Origin of the sequence: Amycolatopsis sp. NPDC048633, assembly GCF_040650695.1 — a bacterium.
Classification (GTDB): domain Bacteria; phylum Actinomycetota; class Actinomycetes; order Mycobacteriales; family Pseudonocardiaceae; genus Amycolatopsis.
Window position 1 is genome coordinate 104,848 of sequence record NZ_JBEZHS010000020.1, and the last position, 16,551, is coordinate 121,398.

Sequence of the window (16,551 nt, forward strand, 5' to 3'; positions counted from 1 at the left end):
CTCTTTCCTTCGTAAACCGGCAGCCGAAAAAATGATCATCCGTTCGGGTTGCCCTGCGGCGGGGACCCTACCGCCATCATCACTTCCCGCCTATCCACGGCGGTTGCTCCCCCGACGCCTTTACACGATCGAGTGAAGCAGGGTCGTTGGTGTAACCGAAATAAATTCACCGGCGGGACCGATGTCCCTTGCTCACGCCCTAGGCGGCGCCGGTGTTCCGGATTTTCGGAAAAGGTCCTGAAATGCGCTTATGCCACGAGAACCACCCGATCACGGTTGTATCTCTGCGTGATCGGGTGGTTCCCTTTCGCCCATTCGCCGCGCGCTGGCCCTCAGGCCGCTTGGTAACCGGCGTCCAGTTCCGCGTGCAGGCGCTCGCGGTCGACGGCCTTCTCCCACTTGCCCACGACCAGGGTCGCGACGCAGTTGCCCGCGATGTTGGTGAACACGAAGGCCGCCGAGAGGACGCTGTGCACGCCCAGCACGAGCGCGATGCTGCTCACCGGGATCGTGTGGGTCGCGCTCAAGGTGAGGGCCAGGACCGCGATCGCGGAGCCGGACACGCCCGCGCCGCCCTTCGAAGTCAGCAGGAGCACCAGCAGCAGGCCCAGCTGCGCCTGCCAGCCCAGGTCGGTGCCGGTGGCCTGGGCCAGGAACACGCTCACCGCCGCGAAGTACAGGCACGTGCCGTCGTGGTTGAAGCTGTACGCCGTGGGCAGCACCAGCCCGACCACCGGCTCGTCCACGCCGAGCTTCTTCAGCTTCGCGGTCAGCTGCGGGAACACGCTCTCCGACGAGCTGGTCCCCAGCACCAGGATCAGCTCGGCGCGGAAGTAGCGCATCAGCTTCAGCAGGCTGAAGCCGCCGTAGCGCGAGACCGGCCACAGGACCAGCACGAAGAACAGCACGCAGATCAGGTAGAACACGCCGATCAGCCGGCCGAGCGGGAGCAGCGTGCCCAAGCCGTAGCGCGACACCGTGTAGGCGATCGCCCCGAAGGCCGCGATCGGCGCGATCCGCATGACCTTGCGGATGATCCAGAACAGCGCCTGCTGGATGGTGCCCACGAAGTCCAGCACCGGCTGGGCCTTCTCCCCGAGCGACGCCAGCCCGCACGCGAACAGCACCGAGAACACGAGCACCTGCAGGATCTCGCCCTCGGCGAAGGCCTGCACCGCCGACGTCGGCACGAGGCTGACCAGGAAGGCGTCGAACCCCTCCGACTTGGCCGGTGCGGTGGCCGAACCGCTCGCGTGCAGCGTGGCCGGGTCGATGTGCATGCCCGAGCCGGGCTTGAGCACGTTCACCACGACCAGGCCGATCACCAGCGCGATCGTGGTGATCACCTCGAAGTACACCAGCGCCTTGACCGCGATGCGCCCGACCTTGCCGAGGTCGCGGACGCTGGTGATGCCGTGCGTGACCGTGCAGAAGATGATCAGGCCGACCACCATCTGGATCAGGTGGATGAAGATGTCGCCCAGGAACTGGACGTGGTGGCCGACCGAGGGCGCGAGCGCCCCCACGAGCACTCCCGCGGCGACCCCGACGAGGACCTGGAACGCCAGGTCGCGGTAGAAGGGCTTGCGGGCGCGCGCGGGGGTGCCCGCGGTGAGGGTTTCGCTCATCGTTCTTCCGGTTTCTCCGTTGAATGTCCGGTTCAGTCGCCGTCAGTCGGCTTCGCGGCCCAGTACTTCCCGGGCGGGCGCGAACACCTCGTCCACGTCGAGCTCGCGGGGCAGCAGGTCCTGCGCCAGGCAGGCGTCGATGATGATCTCCAGCGGGCGGCGCAGCCGGTCGAAGCCGAACAGCGTCGGACTCGGGTCGCCCGCCGGCCGTGACACCGCGCGGTCCGCGCGGCGCAGGAGGTCGTAGGCCTCGCGGACGGCGGCGGGGTCGCGGCGCGCGACCGACTCGCCGGCGACGACCATGTGGTTGACCGGCAGGAACCCGGTGCGCCGCCACCATTCCGTGTCGCGGGCGACGGCGTCGGGGATCACCGGCACGAACTCGTCACCCTCGGGCAGATCGTTGCCCAGGATCGTCGCGTCGATCCGGCCTTCGCGCAGCAGGTCCACCAGGGCCGCGTCGCCGATGCCGTGCTCGACGTAGGCCGGATCCGGGTACTCGCGCACGTGCGCGCCGTCGCGGGTGACCCAGCGGACGTCCCGCGGCGCCAGCCCGAAGTCTTCGGCGAGGTGGGCACGGACCCACATCCCGGTGGTCTGGGTGTAGGCGCGCACGCCGACGCGCCGGCCGGCCAGCTCTTCCGGTGCCACCGGCCGCGACGCGTGCGCGATCAGGCAGCCGCGCTGGAAGCGCGAGGCGACCACGACCGGCAGCAGGACGACCGGGCGGCCGTAGGCGATCGCCTGCAGCGCCGTGACCACGGCCAGCTCGGACAGGTCGTAGGCCTCGTCGCGCACCATCGGCGCGAACGCCTTGTGCACCGGCTTGACGGCGTGGAAGTCGAGCCGCACCGACGGGCTGACGACGTCGCCGCTCTTCAGCGGGGCCGTGTGCGGGTAGTCGGCGAGGACGGTGCGGAGGTCAGCCACGGTGGCCACCCGCGACGGCGACGGCCGGGTAGAACTTCGCGGCCGTACCGCCGAAGACCAGGTCCTGGTCCACTTCGGACAGACTGGCCACCGTCTCCCGCGCCTGCGCCAGGATGCTCGCCGGAGTCCCTTCCGCGGCCGGGAAGTTGGAGCCCCAGGCGATGCGGCCCGCGCCGTACGCGCCGACGAGGTCGGCCAGGAAGTCCGCCGGGGTGGACGCCCCTTCCGCCGACGCGGCCAGCGCCCGGTGCGTGAGCTTGAGGTGCACGCCGGGGAACTCGGCCATTTCGAACAACGCCCGCGCGGCCTGGTAGGGCCGGCCGTCGGACAGGTCCGGGCGCGCGCAGTGGTCCAGCAGCACCCGCACGCCCGGAAAGCGTTCGAGCAGCTGCCGCAGCGCGGGCAGGCCCTGGATCGTCATCTGCAGGCACACCGGGATGTCCTGCGCTTCGGCGTAGGCCCAGGCGGGGTGGGAGTCCTCGTGGCCGAGCCAGCTCGCCTGGCCGGGCATCGTCGTCCCGGTGGTGAACAGGCGGAAGCCGGAGAGGCCCTGGCCCTGCCAGTGCCGGATGCGCTCCACCGCGTCGGGCGCCAGCGCGTCGATCGAGTAGACGCCGACGAACCGGTCGGGGTGCGCGCGCACGGCCTCGACGACGTAACGGTTGTCGTGTCCGTACACAGTGGACGCTTGCACGACGACGGCCTTCGCGATGCCGGCCTGGTCCAGCGCCCGCACCAGCCCGTCGATGTCGACCGGATGCTCCAGGGACCACGCGGACCGGCGGCCGCCGATCGGGTCGGCCGGGTGGCGGGCGGTGTCCGGCGAGATGACGTGGGTGTGCGTGTCGATGACGACCATGGGGTTCTCCTGCACTCTGACCAGGGTGCGACGAAGCCTACATGATCGTTAACAATTTTGTTCAAGATAAGCGGGACAATCGTGGGTGTGATCCGCGTCGCTCGGCGACATTCCGGAAGCGAGGCGACGAATCGGGCGAAAGCCCGCAATAGCCACGAATTTTGCCCGGTGGCCGGGACGGCGCGTCGGCGGCGGCGTCCCGGCCCGAGGGCCCGCTAGGACGCGTAGTCGTCGTGCAGACCGAACTTCGTGATGTGCGTCTGCCGGCCGAGCGGCGTCAGGTCGAGGTAGGCGTAGGTGCGTGTCTTCCCGGACCGACAAGGCGGCGGGCCGGAATGCATCGACGACCGGCTCAGGCCAGCAGCGCGCACAGCACCGCCATCCCCCAGCCCATGACCGCGTCGGCGGCCAGGCCCGCCGCGCGAAGCCGGGTCCGGACCGCGCCGGCGGCCCGGACCAGCCAGAACGTGCCGGCCGCCGCGAATGCCACGGTCAGCACCATCCACGCCATCACGGCCGCCGTCACGGCGTGGTAGCCGTCGTGGGCCTGCGCACCGGACACGAGCAAGCCCGTGAACCACACCGCGGCGAAGCCGTAGAACAGGACCTGTGGCGCCGGCGCGAAGTCCATCGTCGCCGGCCAGGCCATCGCGATCATGCCCGCGCACAGGGCCAGGTGCAGCACGCCGCCGACGCGCCGGGCGCAGGCAAAACGCGCCGACCGCGGCGTAAACGACGGTGAAGACCCAGCGCAGGGCCGGTTCGGGAATCACGCCGGGCCCCTTCTCGTTGCGGTAGCGGGTGTCATGACCGGGGTGGACAAGGCACAGCCGGGTGCTGCCCTCCGGCCTCGGCGCGGGGACGGAGACCGCCGGACCGCTGCCCCGGATCGACACGGTGTCGTGGCTGGAACCGCTGCCGACGGCCGGGGACGACCCCGCCGAGCCCGCCGCGCTGCGCGACAGCACGCGCCTCGCCGTCGTCGCCGCGTTCCAGCGGTTGCCGGCGCGGCAGCGGGCGGTGCTCATGCTCGTCGACGTGGCGAGCTTCCGCGTGCAGGAGGCGGCCGAGACGCTGGGCATGACGACCACCGCGGCACGCAGCGCGTTGCAGCGCGCCCGGGCGACGCTGGCCGCCGACCGGGCTGAGCCGGCGGCCGTCCCGAGTCATTCCGGCAGTGAACGCGGCAAGCCGAACGCCGGGAGCACGCTGTTCTCGAAGCGGGTCATGGCGCGGACCCGGTCGCCGGCCAAGGCGAGGACGTACAGACCGGTTCCGTGGCGGATGCCCGACGCCCCGCGCAGGTAGGCGCCGAACGCCGGCCGGCCGTTGGCGCGCGTCGGGACGAGGGAGAACCGGCGGCCCGCGGTGAAGGCCGGCGACCGGGAGCGCATCGAACGGCTGCGTGCCGCCGGCGGGTGCGACTGGCGCACCGTGCGGCCCTTCCGCAGCAAGGAGGAGGCCGGGCACGAAGAGCCCTGGTTCGCCTACCTCGCCGGCGACGACCCCGGTTACCCGGAGCGGATCCTGGCCGCGGCGCGGACCCAGGTGCGCCACCGGCTGACCCGCATGGAGCGCCACCGCGGCCAAGAGGTGCCCGAAGCCGACATCCACCTGTGGCAGCAGTCCAACCCGGTGGTGACGTCCGCGTCGATCGACGTCGAGGGCCCGTGGCGGCTCGCCCTGCGGGCCCGTCCCCCTTCCTACGCCACGCCGTTCGACGAGCAGACCTCCGCCAGTGCTACGGCCGGCGGTAGATCGTGATGGAGTGGCCGACCTCGTCGATCGGGGTGCTGCCGCCGATCAGGGCCCGCAGCCGGTCGTCCGCCTTGACGGCCGCGGAGTCCGACACCACGAGCAGCCCGCGAACCCGCTCGGGCGCCACGGTGAGCGGGTCGGCGGCGTCGATGCCGTAGGCGGACGGGACGCCGCTGCCCTTGTAGACGAGCCAGATCCGCTCACCCGGATAACGCTGTCCCAGGCGGTCGGCCAGCCGGCCCAGGTCCTGGCCCCAGTCGACGTTCGAGTCGTGCAGGCGCAGGTGGGTCTCCGCCGGCCCGCCGAACGCCTCGTTGGAGTACGGCAGGTAGTACGGGAACGTCCGCAGGGAGCTGACCGCGGCGAAGCCGACCAGGGCTGCCGCCGCGACGTACGCCCACCGCCGGCGGAGGGCGACCACACCGGCCGCCGCGACCGCCAGGAACATCGGCACGAAGACCGCGTACCGGACACCGAGGTCACGGCTGCCGGTCATGGCCGCGCTCAGCAGCACGGCCGCGGGAACGAGGACGTAGGGGGCGGCCGGGCGCAGCCGGGGTACCGCCACCAGGACGACGGCGCCGGCCAGCCCGAGCGCCAGCGCGCCCAGCGGCGTCTTCACCAGCAGCGCGACCGGCAGGTAGTACCACAGTGGACCGAAGTAGTGCGTGCCGAACAGGAAACCGCCCCACACCTGGTCTTCGAAGGCGAACTGCAGGTGCACCCCGTCCCGGTATGGCGCGGGGAACGGCAGCCAGTCGGCGAGCGTGCGCAAGCCGTGGACGGCGGGCAGGTCCGGCGGGGTTTCCCAGCGCAGCCGCGGATCCACGGCGAGGTAGGAGATCCACACCACGGCGATCGCGATCAGCGCGACGCCCGCGACCGCCACAAGCGGCCCGAAAACCCGGTGAAAGTCGAACACCCCCGTGCGGCGAGCGTGCCGGACGGACAGCACGACGAGGAGCACCACCACCGGAATGGCCGCCAGCGCGCTCATCTTCGTGGCGAGAGCCGCGCCGAAAGCGAGACCCGCCAACGGGAGATAGCGGACGGGCCGGCGCCGGGCCCGCCACAACAGCCAGACCGACGTCAGCACGAAGCCGGCCACCGGCACGTCGAGCGTGGCCAGTGATCCGTTCGCGATGACGTCGGGCGAGAACGCGTACAGGGCGAGCGCCGCCGAGCCGCCGACCGGGCCGGTCAGGTCGCGTGCGAACAGGAAGACGACCAGCCCGAACAGCAGCGTCAGCACGATCACCGGCAGCCGCGCCAGGAGCAGCAGCCGGGCCGGGTCGTTGCCCGACTCGTACAGCACCTGCCGGCCGAGCTGCGACTGGTCGCCGACGAAGGCCGGGTCGAGGTGGACGCCGGCGAAGGCCAGGCCGGTCCCGATGATCAGCTTGCCCAGCGGCGGGTGCTCCGGGTTGTACCGCAGGCTGTGCTGCTGCTGGTAGACCACGGTCGTACCCACGTAGACGGGCTCGTCGATCGTCGGCGTCTGCTCCACGGCCGTCGTGAGCATCGCGACGGCCATCTCCGCGAGGAGCGCGACCACGACGAGTGCGAACGCCCACCGCCGGTGCCGCCGCAGCCACGACGACCCGAAGGTCCTTCCCGGTCGGTCCACATCGGACTCCGGGAGCCGTTGTCCCCCGCGCGAGCTACAGGTTCTGCTCACTCCGGGGTGACTTCCACTGTGTCCTGTTCCCGATAGCTTCGGCGCCGTCAACGCGAACAGCGGACCGGAAAGGCCCGCTGGTGCGGAATTCGGAGGGCAAGCACAATGACCAACATACGCAGGACGGGGGTGCGCGGCCACCGCCTCGCCGCGGCCCTGGCGGTCACCACACTGACCGTTCTCGGTGTGACCGCCTGCGACAGCGCGGACGACGAAGACGCCCCGGCCGCCGCGGCCCTCGCCTGGGGACCGTGCCCGGCAGCGGCGCCGGGCACGCCCCGGGATCCCCGGCTCACCTGCGCGAAGGTGCGGGTCCCGCTCGACTACGGCCATCCCGACGGCACGTCGATCGAGGTCGCCGTCTCCCGGCTGGCCAGCACCGACACCGCGAAGCGCCACGGCGTCCTGCTGCTGAACCCGGGCGGCCCGGCGCTGGCGGGTCTCGACACGCCGGGCGCGATGGCGCCGTCGCTGCCGAAGTCCGTCCTGGACGGCTACGACCTGATCGGCTTCGACCCGCGCGGCGTCGGGACCAGCGCCCCGCAGAGCTGCGGCCTCCAGAACCCCAGCGTCGCCGCCCTCTTCCCCTACCCCGCCGCCGACGGCTCGATCGACTCGAACGTCCAAGCCGCCCGCGCCACCGCCCAGCAGTGTGCCGCCAAGGCCGGGGAAAACCTGCGGTACTTCACCACCGCCAACACCGCCCGCGACCTCGACCGCGTCCGCGAAGCGCTCGGCGAGGCGAAGATCTCCTACTGGGGCCAGTCCTACGGCACCTACCTCGGGACGGTCTACAGCTCGCTGTACCCCGACCGGACCGACCGCATGATCCTCGAAGGCAACGTCGACCCCACCCACGTCTGGGCGGGCGAGGCCGAAAGCTGGGGCAAGGGCATGGCCGAACGGTTCCCGGACGCGGCCGCCGTCGCCGCCGGGCAGAACGCCGCCCTCGGATTCGGCGCCACCCCGGACGCGGTCACCCGGACCTACCTCGCGCTCACCGAGCGGCTCGACCGCAAGCCGGCGCCGGTTCCGGGCACCCCGCAGTCGTTGAGCGGGGCGATGCTGCGTGGCGTCACCTACGCGCTGCTCATCCACAACGACACGCTGCCGGTGCTCGCGCAGGTCTGGAAGGCCGCGGCGGACCTGGCCGACGGGCACGTCACCGACGCCGACGGCAAGGTGCTGCAGCAGGTCTTCGCCGAAACGCCGGCCACCCCGGGCGTTCCCGCGGACAACCAGGCGACCATGTTCCTGGCCCTCACCTGCGGTGACGCCGAGTGGTCCCACGACGTCGCCGACTACGCCCGGCGCAGTGCCGCCGACCGCAAGACGTGGCCGCTGACCGCGGGCATGCCGGCGAACATCTGGCCGTGCGCGTTCTGGCCGCAGCCGGCCGAGAAGCCCGTCACCGTGACCGGCCAGGGCGCGCGGAACACGCTGATCCTGCAGAACCGCCGCGACCACGCCACGCCGTGGGACTCCGGTGTCGGCCTGCGCCACGTCCTGGGCAACCGCGCCGCTTTCGTCGGCGTCGACAACGGCGGGCACTACGTCTACCACGAAGGTTCGGCGTGCGCCGACAACGCGACCGTCGGTTTCCTGGAGACCGGGCGACTGCCGGACAAGGACATCGACTGCACCGATGTCACCAAGCACTGATCGGAACTGATCCGACCGGCGCGGGCGGCCTTCCTCCTCCGAGGGCCGCCCGCTCTCTTGTCCCGCCGGGCCGCCCGGGAATGCCCGGCATCGCTAGGCTCCCGCCATGTCGAAGCTGGGACGTCTCCGGGACCGATGGGCGGGCGTCACCCCGGAAGCCCGGGACCTGGCGCTCGCCGCGGCCGTCACGGCGGCCGCGTTCGTGCCGGGGCTCGACATGATCGGGGCCCAGTTCGGCGACCTGCCGAGGCACGACGATGGGTTCTTCGCGGTCGTGCTGGTGCTCGGGCTGACGCTCCCGCTGGCGGTGCGCAGCCGGTGGCCCGCGGCGACCCTGGCGGTCATCGCGACCTGTTTCGCGGCACACGAAGTGCTCGCGTACTCCCCCACGATCGGCAGCCTCGCGCTGTACTTCGCGCTCTATTCGGCCGGAGCACGCGAGGAGCGCTTCCGCCGGGCGCTGCCCGCGGCGGCGTCGGCGGGGTACGTGGCCTTCGCGGTCCTGGTCACGCTGCGCGGGTCGCCGTCGGACTTGCCGGTCTTCGTCGTCTACTACGTGGTGCTGGTCCTGTTCTGGATGCTGGGTGCCCTGGTGCGGCAACGACGGCGGCAAGAGGCCGAACGGCGGCGGCTCACCGCCCTGGCCGCGGCGGCGGACGAACGGGCGCGGCTCGCCCGCGAACTGCACGACGTCGTCACCCACCACGTGACGGCCATGGTGGTCCAGGCCGACGCCGCCCGGTTCCTGCCGCCCGAGCGCGTCCCCGAAGTGTTCGCCGCCATCACCGGCTCGGGTCGCGACGCTCTCACCGAACTGCGGTTCTTGCTCGGCGTCCTCGAAGCGACCGGGGCGCGCACACCGGGCCTGGGCGCGCTGCGCGGCCTCGTCGAGCAGCCGGGCCGGGCGGTCGAGCTGGTCGAAGAGGGCGAACGCCCGGCGTTGCCGGCGGAAACCGAGCTCACCGCGTACCGGATCGTGCAGGAGGCGCTGACCAACGCGGCCAAGTACGCCGCCGGCCGTCCCGCGACAGTGCGCGTCGGCTACGGTGCGGACCTCCTCGAGATCGCGGTGACCACCGAGGGCCCGGCGACCGAGGCCGGCGCGCTCGGCTCCGGGGGCCGCGGGCTGGGCGGGCTGCGCGACCGGGTCGACGCGCTCGGCGGCCGGTTCACCGCGGGCCCGTCGGGGGACCGTTTCCTGGTCAGCGCCGAGATTCCCCTGAGGAGCGACGGATGACCGACGGCCCGATCCGGGTCCTGATCTGCGAGGACCAGGAGCTCATCCGCGCGGGGTACGCGACGGTGCTCGGCGCCCAGCCGGACTTCGAGGTGGTGGGGCAGGCCGCGAACGGCCGCGAGGCACTCGCCCAGGTCGAGCGGCTGCGCCCCGACGTCGTCGTGATGGACATCCAGATGCCGCTGCTGGACGGGATCGAGGTGACCCGCCGCGTCGCCGGTCCCGGCGCGGAGAACCCGGCGAAGGTGCTGGTCGTCACGACGTTCAACGTCGGCCAGTACGTCTACGACGCGCTACGGGCCGGGGCGAGCGGGTTCCTGCTCAAGGACGCGCCCCTGGACGAGCTCGTCGAGGGGGTGCGCACGGTCGCGCGCGGCGAGTCGCTGCTTTCCCCCGCGGTGACCCGGACGCTGATCGGCCGCTACGCCGAGCGGATCCAGCCGGCGGCGCCCGCCGGTGGTCCGTTGGACCGGCTCGCGCGACGGGAGCTTGAGGTGCTGAAGCTGATCGCCGGCGGCCTGTCGAACGCCGAGATCGCGGCCGAGCTGGTGCTGAGCGTGGAGACGGTGAAGACGTACGTCTCGCGGATCCTCACCAAGCTCGACCTGCGGGACCGGGTCCAGGCCGTGGTGCTGGCCTACCGGACCGGGCTCGTCAGCGCCGCGGGATGAGCTTCGCGCGGCGGAGCAGCAGCGCCGTCACCGCCAGGCAGCACACCAGCGCGAACAGGCCGGCCTCCGGACCGAACGAGCCGCCGGTGAGCGCGTCCGGTCCGGAAAGGACGGTGCGCAGCAGGCCGGGTTCGCTCTCGGCGCCGGAGACGGCGGTGCCGAACACGCCGCCCTGCAGGAAGTTCCAGGCGAAGTGCAGGCCGATCGGCACCCACAGCGACCGCGTGGCGGTGTAGGCGACGGCCAGCATCGCGCCCCCCTCGACGGCGATGGCGAGCGTGCCCCACACCGTCGCGTTGCCGTTGATCAGGTGCGTGAGGCCGAAGAGCAGCGACGAGACCACGATGGCGAGGACACTGCCGGCGCGCTGTTCGAGGATGCGGTGGAGCACGCCGCGGAACAGCAGCTCCTCGGTCACGGCCACCGAAGCCATCGAGCCGGCGACACCCAGGCAGGCCCAGAACGAGCCGCCGCTGATGTCGGCGTCGGTGAAGACGATCGAGAGCAGCATGGTCGCGAGGAAGGCGCCGGCCCCGACGAGCGCACCGCGCCCGAGCCCGCCCCACCGCCCGGTGGTGGCCAGTTCCGTGATCTCGTCCCGGTTTTCGACCCGCCGGACCACCCACTTGTAGCCGAAGACCGCACCGGCCGCCGCGCCGATCCCGACCAGGAGCCGCAGTACCGGCACCCCCGCCACGAGCGCGTCGAGCCCGCGCGCCGCGACCAGCAGCACAGCGGTGGCGACGAGCAGGACGGGGAACCGGAAGCGCAGCAGCCGCGGCTTCCGCTCGGTGGGGCTGGTCATCGGGATTCCTCTCGCCGGACTTCGTGCAGTGCGGCGAGATTACGAGCGCGGCGTGCGGTGCGGCATCACTCCGTGACGGACACTCGTTGTGGCTCTCGAGAGGGACACCCCCTGCCGGATCACCCTGTGGCCCCCGCCGGACCTCGGCCGAAAGGACGAGGTCCCCGGTACCTTCGGCCGAGGTGACCGGCCACCCCGCTCCCCTAGCTTGATCGTCGAGCGGGAGTGAGGAGGCACCATGAAGGTGCGCACCAGAAGGGCCGGCGTCATCGCCGTCGCCGTCGGGGCCGCGGTGGTGGCGGCCGGGGCGACCGTGATCGCCACCGCCGCCGACCCCGTCGCGCCGGAGGTCGTCAGCGCGACGCCGGCCGAAGCCGGGCACGAGGACCAGGGCAAGTACACCGCCGGGGACTACGTGCTGAACGTGCACGAGCTGGACGACGACGGCGAAGGCATGGGCACCACCATCGGCCCGCACACCGCGTACTACTCGAAGGCCCTGCACGGCACCGGTTCCTGGACGCCGACGGTCGTCAAGTTCTCCGCCGGCCGCGACAGCGACGCGCCGACCGTGTTCGCCTACCCGGTTCCCGGGCCCGGCAAGGGCCTCGACTGCGTCGCGTCCGGCACCGAGGCCGCACCGCAGGTCCGGTGCGAGACCAAGGTCAGTAGCCGACCGTGAAGTGCCGGTCCGCGCCGGCGTTTTCGAGCTCGTCCACGACGGCGGCGGCGAGGTCTTCGGCCGAGATGCGGGACGTCCCGTCGGGCCGGGTGAGGAGCGTCGTCGTGCCGCGCCGGTAGCCGCCGGTCCGCGGACCGGGCTCCAGCACCGCCGGCGGGCTGAGGTAGACCCAGTCGGCGGCCGGGTGCGCGCGGCAGACGTCGAGCTGCGCGGCGCTGGCCCCGGCGATGGCGCGGTACTCGGGTGGGACGTACCGCGGGTCGTCGAGGACCAGCCCGCCACCGGGAGCCCGCAGCGGTGCCGCGCCGCCGACCACGAGGACGCGGGTGCCCGCCGTCGCGGCCGCGTCGAGCAGCGCCGTGGTCGTGGCGCCGACGGTGTGCTCCTGCCCCGGCGCGGGACGGGCCGCGGCCACCACCGCGTCCGTGCCGGCGAAGAGCGTGGCCATCCGGTGCGGGTCGCCCGCGTCGCCCTCCACCGCATCGGGTAAGTCGGGCCGTCTCGTCCGGACGATCGCGACGAGGTCGTGGCCGCGCCGGGCGGCTTCGGTGAGCACGCGGGAGCCGACCATGCCGGCGGCGCCGACGACGGCGATCTTCACAGGAGGTTTCCTTTCCGGAGAGCGGGAGCGGGGACCTGACCGGCGACGAGCGCGGCCAGGGCGAGCGCGAACCCGGCGAGCTGGACCGGGCCGAGCGTCTGGTGCAGGACGGCCGCGCCGAGGATCGCCGCGACCAGCGGAGACAGCAGCGCCAGCACGGCCACCGACGCGACCGGCAGCGTCGTGACGCCGCGGAACCACAGGGCGTAGGCGAGCAACCCGCCCACCAGGCCCAGCCACAGATAGCCGAGCACGGCGTCGGTGTCGATCGGCGGCGGCGCGCCCTCGAAGACGGCCGTGAGCGGCAGCAGGAAGAGACCGCCCGCGGTGAGCTGCCAGCCGGCGAACGCGGTCGGGCCGACGCCGGCGGGCCGTCCCCAGCGCTTCGTCAGCGTCACGCCGAACGCCATCGTGACCGCGCCGCCCAAACCCGCCGCGACGCCGACGCCGTCGAAGACCGCGGCCGGCCCGATCACCACCAGGCCGACGCCGGCCATCCCCGCCACACCCCAGCACAGCCGCCACCCCGACAGGCGTTCGCGGAGCAGGCCCACGGACAGGACGGCGACGACGAGCGGCTGCGCGGCGCCCAGCGTCGCGGCCACCCCGCCGGGCAGGCGCTGGGCGGCGATGAACAGCAGCGGCAGGAACAGGCCGATGTTGAGCACGCCGAGCACGGCGGCCTTGCCCCACCAGGCTCCCCGCGGCAGCGTCCGGGTCAGCACCAGCGCGATCAGCCCCGCGGGCAGGGCGCGGAGCAGGCCGGCGAACAGCGGGTGACCGGCGGGGAGGAACTCGGTGGTGACGAGGTAGGTGGTGCCCCACACCGCCGGCGCGAACGCCGTGAGCGCGATGCGCGGCAGGTCCACGCCGCGGGTTTCGCGCTGGAGTTGCTTGGTCATACGAGAATTTCACCGGAGACCGATCGATGAGTCCAATACATGTTCGTCACCGCAGCGATCGTGATCCAAGATGGACGCGTGGAACTCCAGCAGCTGCGTTACGTCGTCGCGATCGCCGAAACGACCAGCTTCACCCGCGCCGCCGAGCGGTGCCTGGTCGTCCAGTCCGCGCTGAGCCACCAGGTCGCGCGGCTGGAGCGGGAGCTCGGCGCGCGGCTGTTCGACCGGACCAGCCGCCGGGTCCGCCTGACCCCGGCGGGCGAGGCGTTCCTGCCGGCGGCGCGCCAGTGCCTGGACGCGGCGGAGCGCGCGGCGGCCGAAGTCGCGGCCGCGGTGGGTGAGGTGCGCGGGCGGCTCGCCGTCGGCCTGATCCCCACGGTCACCGCGGCCGACGTCCCGGCCGCGCTGCGCGAGTTCCACGACCGGTTCCCGCCGGTGCGCATCAGTCTCCGGGTGGGCGCGAGCGACGACCTGATCGAGCAGGTCCACGACGGCACCCTCGACGTGGCGTTCCTCGGCCTGCCCACGACGGCCCGCCCGCGCGGCGTCGCGGTCCACGAGCTGGCCCGCGGCCACCTGATCGCGGTCGTGGCCCCGGATCACCCCCTGGCCGGCGAAGCCACGGTCAGCCTGCGGCGCCTGGCCGCGGAGGTGTTCGTCGACCTCCCGGCGGGCACGGCCGGGCGCGCGCAGACGGATCAGGCGTTCGCGGCGGCGGGCCTGGACCGCGAGGTCGCCTACGAGGTGACGAGCGCGGACTTCATCGCGCGCCTGGTGGGCCCGGGCCTCGGGGTGGCGATGCTGCCGTCCGGGTACGCGCCCCAGCTGACGGGCGTGGCGACGATCGAGATCACCGACGCCCCGGCCCGGGTCGAGTACGTCATCTGGGCGGCGGCGAACCCGACCCCGGCGGCGAGCGCGTTCGTCTCGCTGCTGGGCATCGACGCCGCGGTCAGTGGCTCCCGGTGAGCTCCCCGGAGAGCCGGCCGTGCATGGTCGCGCTCGGGACGTTGAGCCCGGTGATCTCGACGGACTTCCCGCGGTCGGCGTACTTGGCGGTGATCGCGTCGAGGGCGGCAACGGTGGAGGCGTCCCAGATGTGGGCGGCGGTGAGGTCGATGACCACGCTGTCCGGGTCGCCGGCGTAGTCGAACCGCGAGACGAGGTCGTTGCTGGAGGCGAAGAACAGCTCGCCGGTCACCGCGTAGACGACCTGCGTGCCGTCGGGGTCGGTGGCCGCGGTGACGTCGACCAGCCGCGCGACCCGGCGGGCGAAGATGACCATCGCCGTGATGCTGCCGGCCACCACGCCGATCGCCAGGTTGCTGGTGGCCACCACGATCGCGACGGTCACGACCATGACCGTGATCTCGCCGGCCGGCATCCGCTTGAGCGTCGCCGGGGCGATGCTGTGCCAGTCGAAGGTGCCGAAGGCGACCAGCACCATCACCGCGACCAGCGCGGCCATCGGGATGTCGGAGACGACCGGGCCGAACACGATGCACAGAATCATCAGGAACGTCCCGGCGAGGAACGTCGAGAGCCGGGTGCGGGCGCCGGCCGTCCGGACGTTGATCATCGTCTGGCCGATCATCGCGCAGCCGCCCATGCCGCCGAAGATCCCGGTGACGACGTTGGCGATGCCCTGGCCGATCGCTTCGCGGGTCTTGTTCGAGCGGGTGTCGGTGATGTCGTCGACCAGCTTGGCGGTCATCAGCGACTCCATCAGGCCGACCAGCGCGAACGCGAGCGCGTAGGGCGCGAGCAGCTTCACCGTGTCCCAGGTGAACGGGACGTCCGGGATCCCCGGCACCGGCAGCGACGACGGCAGCGCGCCCTTGTCCCCGACCGTCGGGACGCTGATGCCCGCCGCGACCGTCAGCGCGGTGAGCGCCACGATGGCCACCAGCGGCGCCGGTACCGCCCGGGTGAGCTTCGGGAACAGCACCATGATCACCAGGCCGGCGGCGAAGAGCGGGTAGACCGGCCACGGCACGTCGATCAGCGCCGGCACCTGGGCCAGGAAGATCAGGATCGCGAGGGCGTTGACGAACCCAACCATGACGCTGCGCGGCACGAACCGCATGAGCCGCGCGACGCCGAGCGAGCCGAGCACGATCTGGAACAGCCCGCCGAGGATCACGGTCGCCACGAGGTAGCCGAGGCCGTGCTCGCGGGCGAGCGGGGCGACGACGAGCGCGATCGCGCCGGTGGCCGCGGAGATCATCGCCGCGCGGCCGCCGACGACCGAGATCACCACGGCCATGGTGAAGGAGGCGAACAGGCCGATGCTCGGATCGACCCCGGCGATGATCGAGAACGAGATCGCCTCCGGGATCAACGCCAGCGCGACGACCAGCCCGGCGAGGATCTCGGTGCGCGCGACCTTCGGCGACAGCCAGGCCGGCCGGGTGCGCAGGGCGGAAAGAACGGAGGACACGAGGATTCACCAGACGTGCTAGGCGCGGGCGGCGGGCCCGCCGCGAATCCTCACGCTAGAGGCGAGCCGAAGCCCGCCCCGAGCCAGCCCAGGGCGGATGAGGGCCGGATCACTCCACTCCGCCGTGATCGAAGGGTCAGCACGCGTGATTGAGGAGTCGACTCACGTGACTGGAGGGTCGACACGGCCGTGTCGCCGTGTCGACCCTTCGATCCCGGGTCACATGTTCTCCGCGCCCGCCTTCACCGCCTCGCGGATCCGGGCGTAGGTCCCGCAGCGGCAGATGTTGCGGATCTCGTCCAGGTCGGCGTCGGTGATGTCGCGGCCCGCCGCGCGCGCCTGGCGGACCTTGGCCACCGCCGCCATGATCTGGCCCGGCTGGCAGTAGCCGCACTGGGCCACGTCCCGCTCCAGCCACGCCTCCTGCATCGGGTGGAGGTCCTTGCCCACCGTCGCGGGCAGGCCTTCGATCGTCGTGATCTCGTCGGTGTCCTTGATGTCGGCCACCCGCACCGAGCACGGGTTGAACGCCTTGCCGTTGATGTGGCTGGTGCACGCCTTGCAGACGTCGAGCCCGCAGCCGTACTTCGGGCCGGTGATGCCCAGCAGGTCCCGCAGGACCCACAGCAGCCGGAGGTCGTCGTCGGCGTCGACGGTGACCACGCGGCCGTTGACCCGGAAAGTTTGTTCTGGCACGG

Annotated in this window: 17 protein-coding genes; 7 read left to right on the plus strand and 10 right to left on the minus strand. The window is 72.3% G+C overall.

What is annotated here, in order from left to right; genetic code table 11:
• Positions 1 to 332: 332 nt before the first annotated feature.
• The 4 genes from dctA to AB0C38_RS30400 form a co-directional block, all read right to left on the minus strand.
• A complete protein-coding gene (gene dctA / locus AB0C38_RS30385; RefSeq protein WP_360679856.1) occupies positions 333 to 1,628 on the minus strand; it encodes a C4-dicarboxylate transporter DctA in 1,296 nt (431 codons plus the stop codon).
• 42 nt (positions 1,629 to 1,670) lie between these two features.
• Positions 1,671 to 2,558: a hypothetical protein gene (locus tag AB0C38_RS30390; RefSeq protein WP_360679859.1), complete on the minus strand. Its 888-nt coding sequence runs from the start codon at positions 2,556 to 2,558 to the stop codon at positions 1,671 to 1,673.
• Complete coding sequence (locus AB0C38_RS30395) at positions 2,551 to 3,432, minus strand: amidohydrolase family protein (protein WP_360679862.1); 882 nt, start codon at positions 3,430 to 3,432, stop codon at positions 2,551 to 2,553. Before AB0C38_RS30395 ends, AB0C38_RS30390 begins: the two co-directional genes overlap by 8 nt.
• 337 nt (positions 3,433 to 3,769) lie before the next feature.
• Positions 3,770 to 4,102 carry a DUF5134 domain-containing protein gene (locus AB0C38_RS30400; protein ID WP_360679865.1) on the minus strand — a complete coding sequence of 111 codons (333 nt, stop codon included), beginning with the start codon at positions 4,100 to 4,102 and terminating at the stop codon, positions 3,770 to 3,772.
• Between the two features lie 149 nt (positions 4,103 to 4,251).
• On the opposite strand from AB0C38_RS30400, the gene AB0C38_RS30405 reads away from it, so the two are divergent.
• Both AB0C38_RS30405 and AB0C38_RS30410 read left to right on the plus strand, forming a co-directional pair.
• A complete protein-coding gene (locus AB0C38_RS30405; protein ID WP_360679867.1) occupies positions 4,252 to 4,725 on the plus strand; it encodes a sigma factor-like helix-turn-helix DNA-binding protein in 474 nt (157 codons plus the stop codon).
• Between the two features lie 60 nt (positions 4,726 to 4,785).
• The gene (locus AB0C38_RS30410; protein WP_360679870.1) at positions 4,786 to 5,181 is read left to right on the plus strand and encodes a hypothetical protein; all 396 of its coding nucleotides are present in this window, start codon (positions 4,786 to 4,788) and stop codon (positions 5,179 to 5,181) included.
• Here AB0C38_RS30410 and AB0C38_RS30415 read toward each other — a convergent pair.
• The gene (locus tag AB0C38_RS30415) at positions 5,159 to 6,802 is read right to left on the minus strand and encodes a phospholipid carrier-dependent glycosyltransferase (protein WP_360679872.1); all 1,644 of its coding nucleotides are present in this window, start codon (positions 6,800 to 6,802) and stop codon (positions 5,159 to 5,161) included. The genes AB0C38_RS30410 and AB0C38_RS30415 overlap by 23 nt on opposite strands.
• Before the next feature lie 180 nt (positions 6,803 to 6,982).
• Here AB0C38_RS30415 and AB0C38_RS30420 point away from each other — a divergent pair, with 180 nt between their 5' ends.
• From AB0C38_RS30420 to AB0C38_RS30430, 3 genes are all read left to right on the plus strand, one after another.
• On the plus strand, positions 6,983 to 8,515 hold the full coding sequence (locus AB0C38_RS30420) for an alpha/beta fold hydrolase (protein ID WP_360679875.1): 1,533 nt from the start codon (positions 6,983 to 6,985) through the stop codon (positions 8,513 to 8,515).
• A 106-nt stretch (positions 8,516 to 8,621) separates the two neighbouring features.
• Positions 8,622 to 9,752 (plus strand): histidine kinase, encoded by a 1,131-nt coding sequence (locus AB0C38_RS30425; protein ID WP_360679878.1) that lies wholly within the window; start codon positions 8,622 to 8,624, stop codon positions 9,750 to 9,752.
• Positions 9,749 to 10,423 carry a response regulator transcription factor gene (locus AB0C38_RS30430; protein WP_360679881.1) on the plus strand — a complete coding sequence of 225 codons (675 nt, stop codon included), beginning with the start codon at positions 9,749 to 9,751 and terminating at the stop codon, positions 10,421 to 10,423. The genes AB0C38_RS30425 and AB0C38_RS30430 overlap by 4 nt, the downstream gene beginning before the upstream one ends.
• Here the strand turns inward: AB0C38_RS30430 and AB0C38_RS30435 are convergent.
• Positions 10,407 to 11,228, minus strand: coding sequence for a type II CAAX endopeptidase family protein (locus AB0C38_RS30435; RefSeq protein WP_360679884.1), 822 nt, complete (start codon positions 11,226 to 11,228; stop codon positions 10,407 to 10,409). The two genes, AB0C38_RS30430 and AB0C38_RS30435, sit on opposite strands and share 17 nt — an antisense overlap.
• A 238-nt stretch (positions 11,229 to 11,466) precedes the next feature.
• Between AB0C38_RS30435 and AB0C38_RS30440 the strand changes: the two genes are divergently transcribed.
• On the plus strand, positions 11,467 to 11,910 hold the full coding sequence (locus AB0C38_RS30440; RefSeq protein ID WP_360679887.1) for a hypothetical protein: 444 nt from the start codon (positions 11,467 to 11,469) through the stop codon (positions 11,908 to 11,910).
• Here AB0C38_RS30440 and AB0C38_RS30445 read toward each other — a convergent pair.
• Both AB0C38_RS30445 and AB0C38_RS30450 read right to left on the minus strand, forming a co-directional pair.
• Positions 11,894 to 12,511 (minus strand): NAD(P)H-binding protein, encoded by a 618-nt coding sequence (locus AB0C38_RS30445; protein ID WP_360679890.1) that lies wholly within the window; start codon positions 12,509 to 12,511, stop codon positions 11,894 to 11,896. The two genes, AB0C38_RS30440 and AB0C38_RS30445, sit on opposite strands and share 17 nt — an antisense overlap.
• On the minus strand, positions 12,508 to 13,413 hold the full coding sequence (locus AB0C38_RS30450; RefSeq protein WP_360679893.1) for an EamA family transporter: 906 nt from the start codon (positions 13,411 to 13,413) through the stop codon (positions 12,508 to 12,510). The genes AB0C38_RS30445 and AB0C38_RS30450 overlap by 4 nt, the downstream gene beginning before the upstream one ends.
• A gap of 78 nt (positions 13,414 to 13,491) precedes the next feature.
• On the opposite strand from AB0C38_RS30450, the gene AB0C38_RS30455 reads away from it, so the two are divergent.
• Positions 13,492 to 14,382: a LysR family transcriptional regulator gene (locus tag AB0C38_RS30455; protein ID WP_360679896.1), complete on the plus strand. Its 891-nt coding sequence runs from the start codon at positions 13,492 to 13,494 to the stop codon at positions 14,380 to 14,382.
• Here the strand turns inward: AB0C38_RS30455 and AB0C38_RS30460 are convergent.
• Together AB0C38_RS30460 and AB0C38_RS30465 are read right to left on the minus strand one after the other, a co-directional pair.
• Positions 14,366 to 15,859, minus strand: a complete 1,494-nt coding sequence (locus tag AB0C38_RS30460; protein ID WP_360680011.1) for a SulP family inorganic anion transporter — start codon at positions 15,857 to 15,859, stop codon at positions 14,366 to 14,368. The genes AB0C38_RS30455 and AB0C38_RS30460 overlap by 17 nt on opposite strands.
• A gap of 213 nt (positions 15,860 to 16,072) precedes the next feature.
• Positions 16,073 to 16,549, minus strand: coding sequence for a (2Fe-2S)-binding protein (locus tag AB0C38_RS30465; protein ID WP_360679899.1), 477 nt, complete (start codon positions 16,547 to 16,549; stop codon positions 16,073 to 16,075).
• Between the last annotated feature and the right edge of the window lie 2 nt (positions 16,550 to 16,551).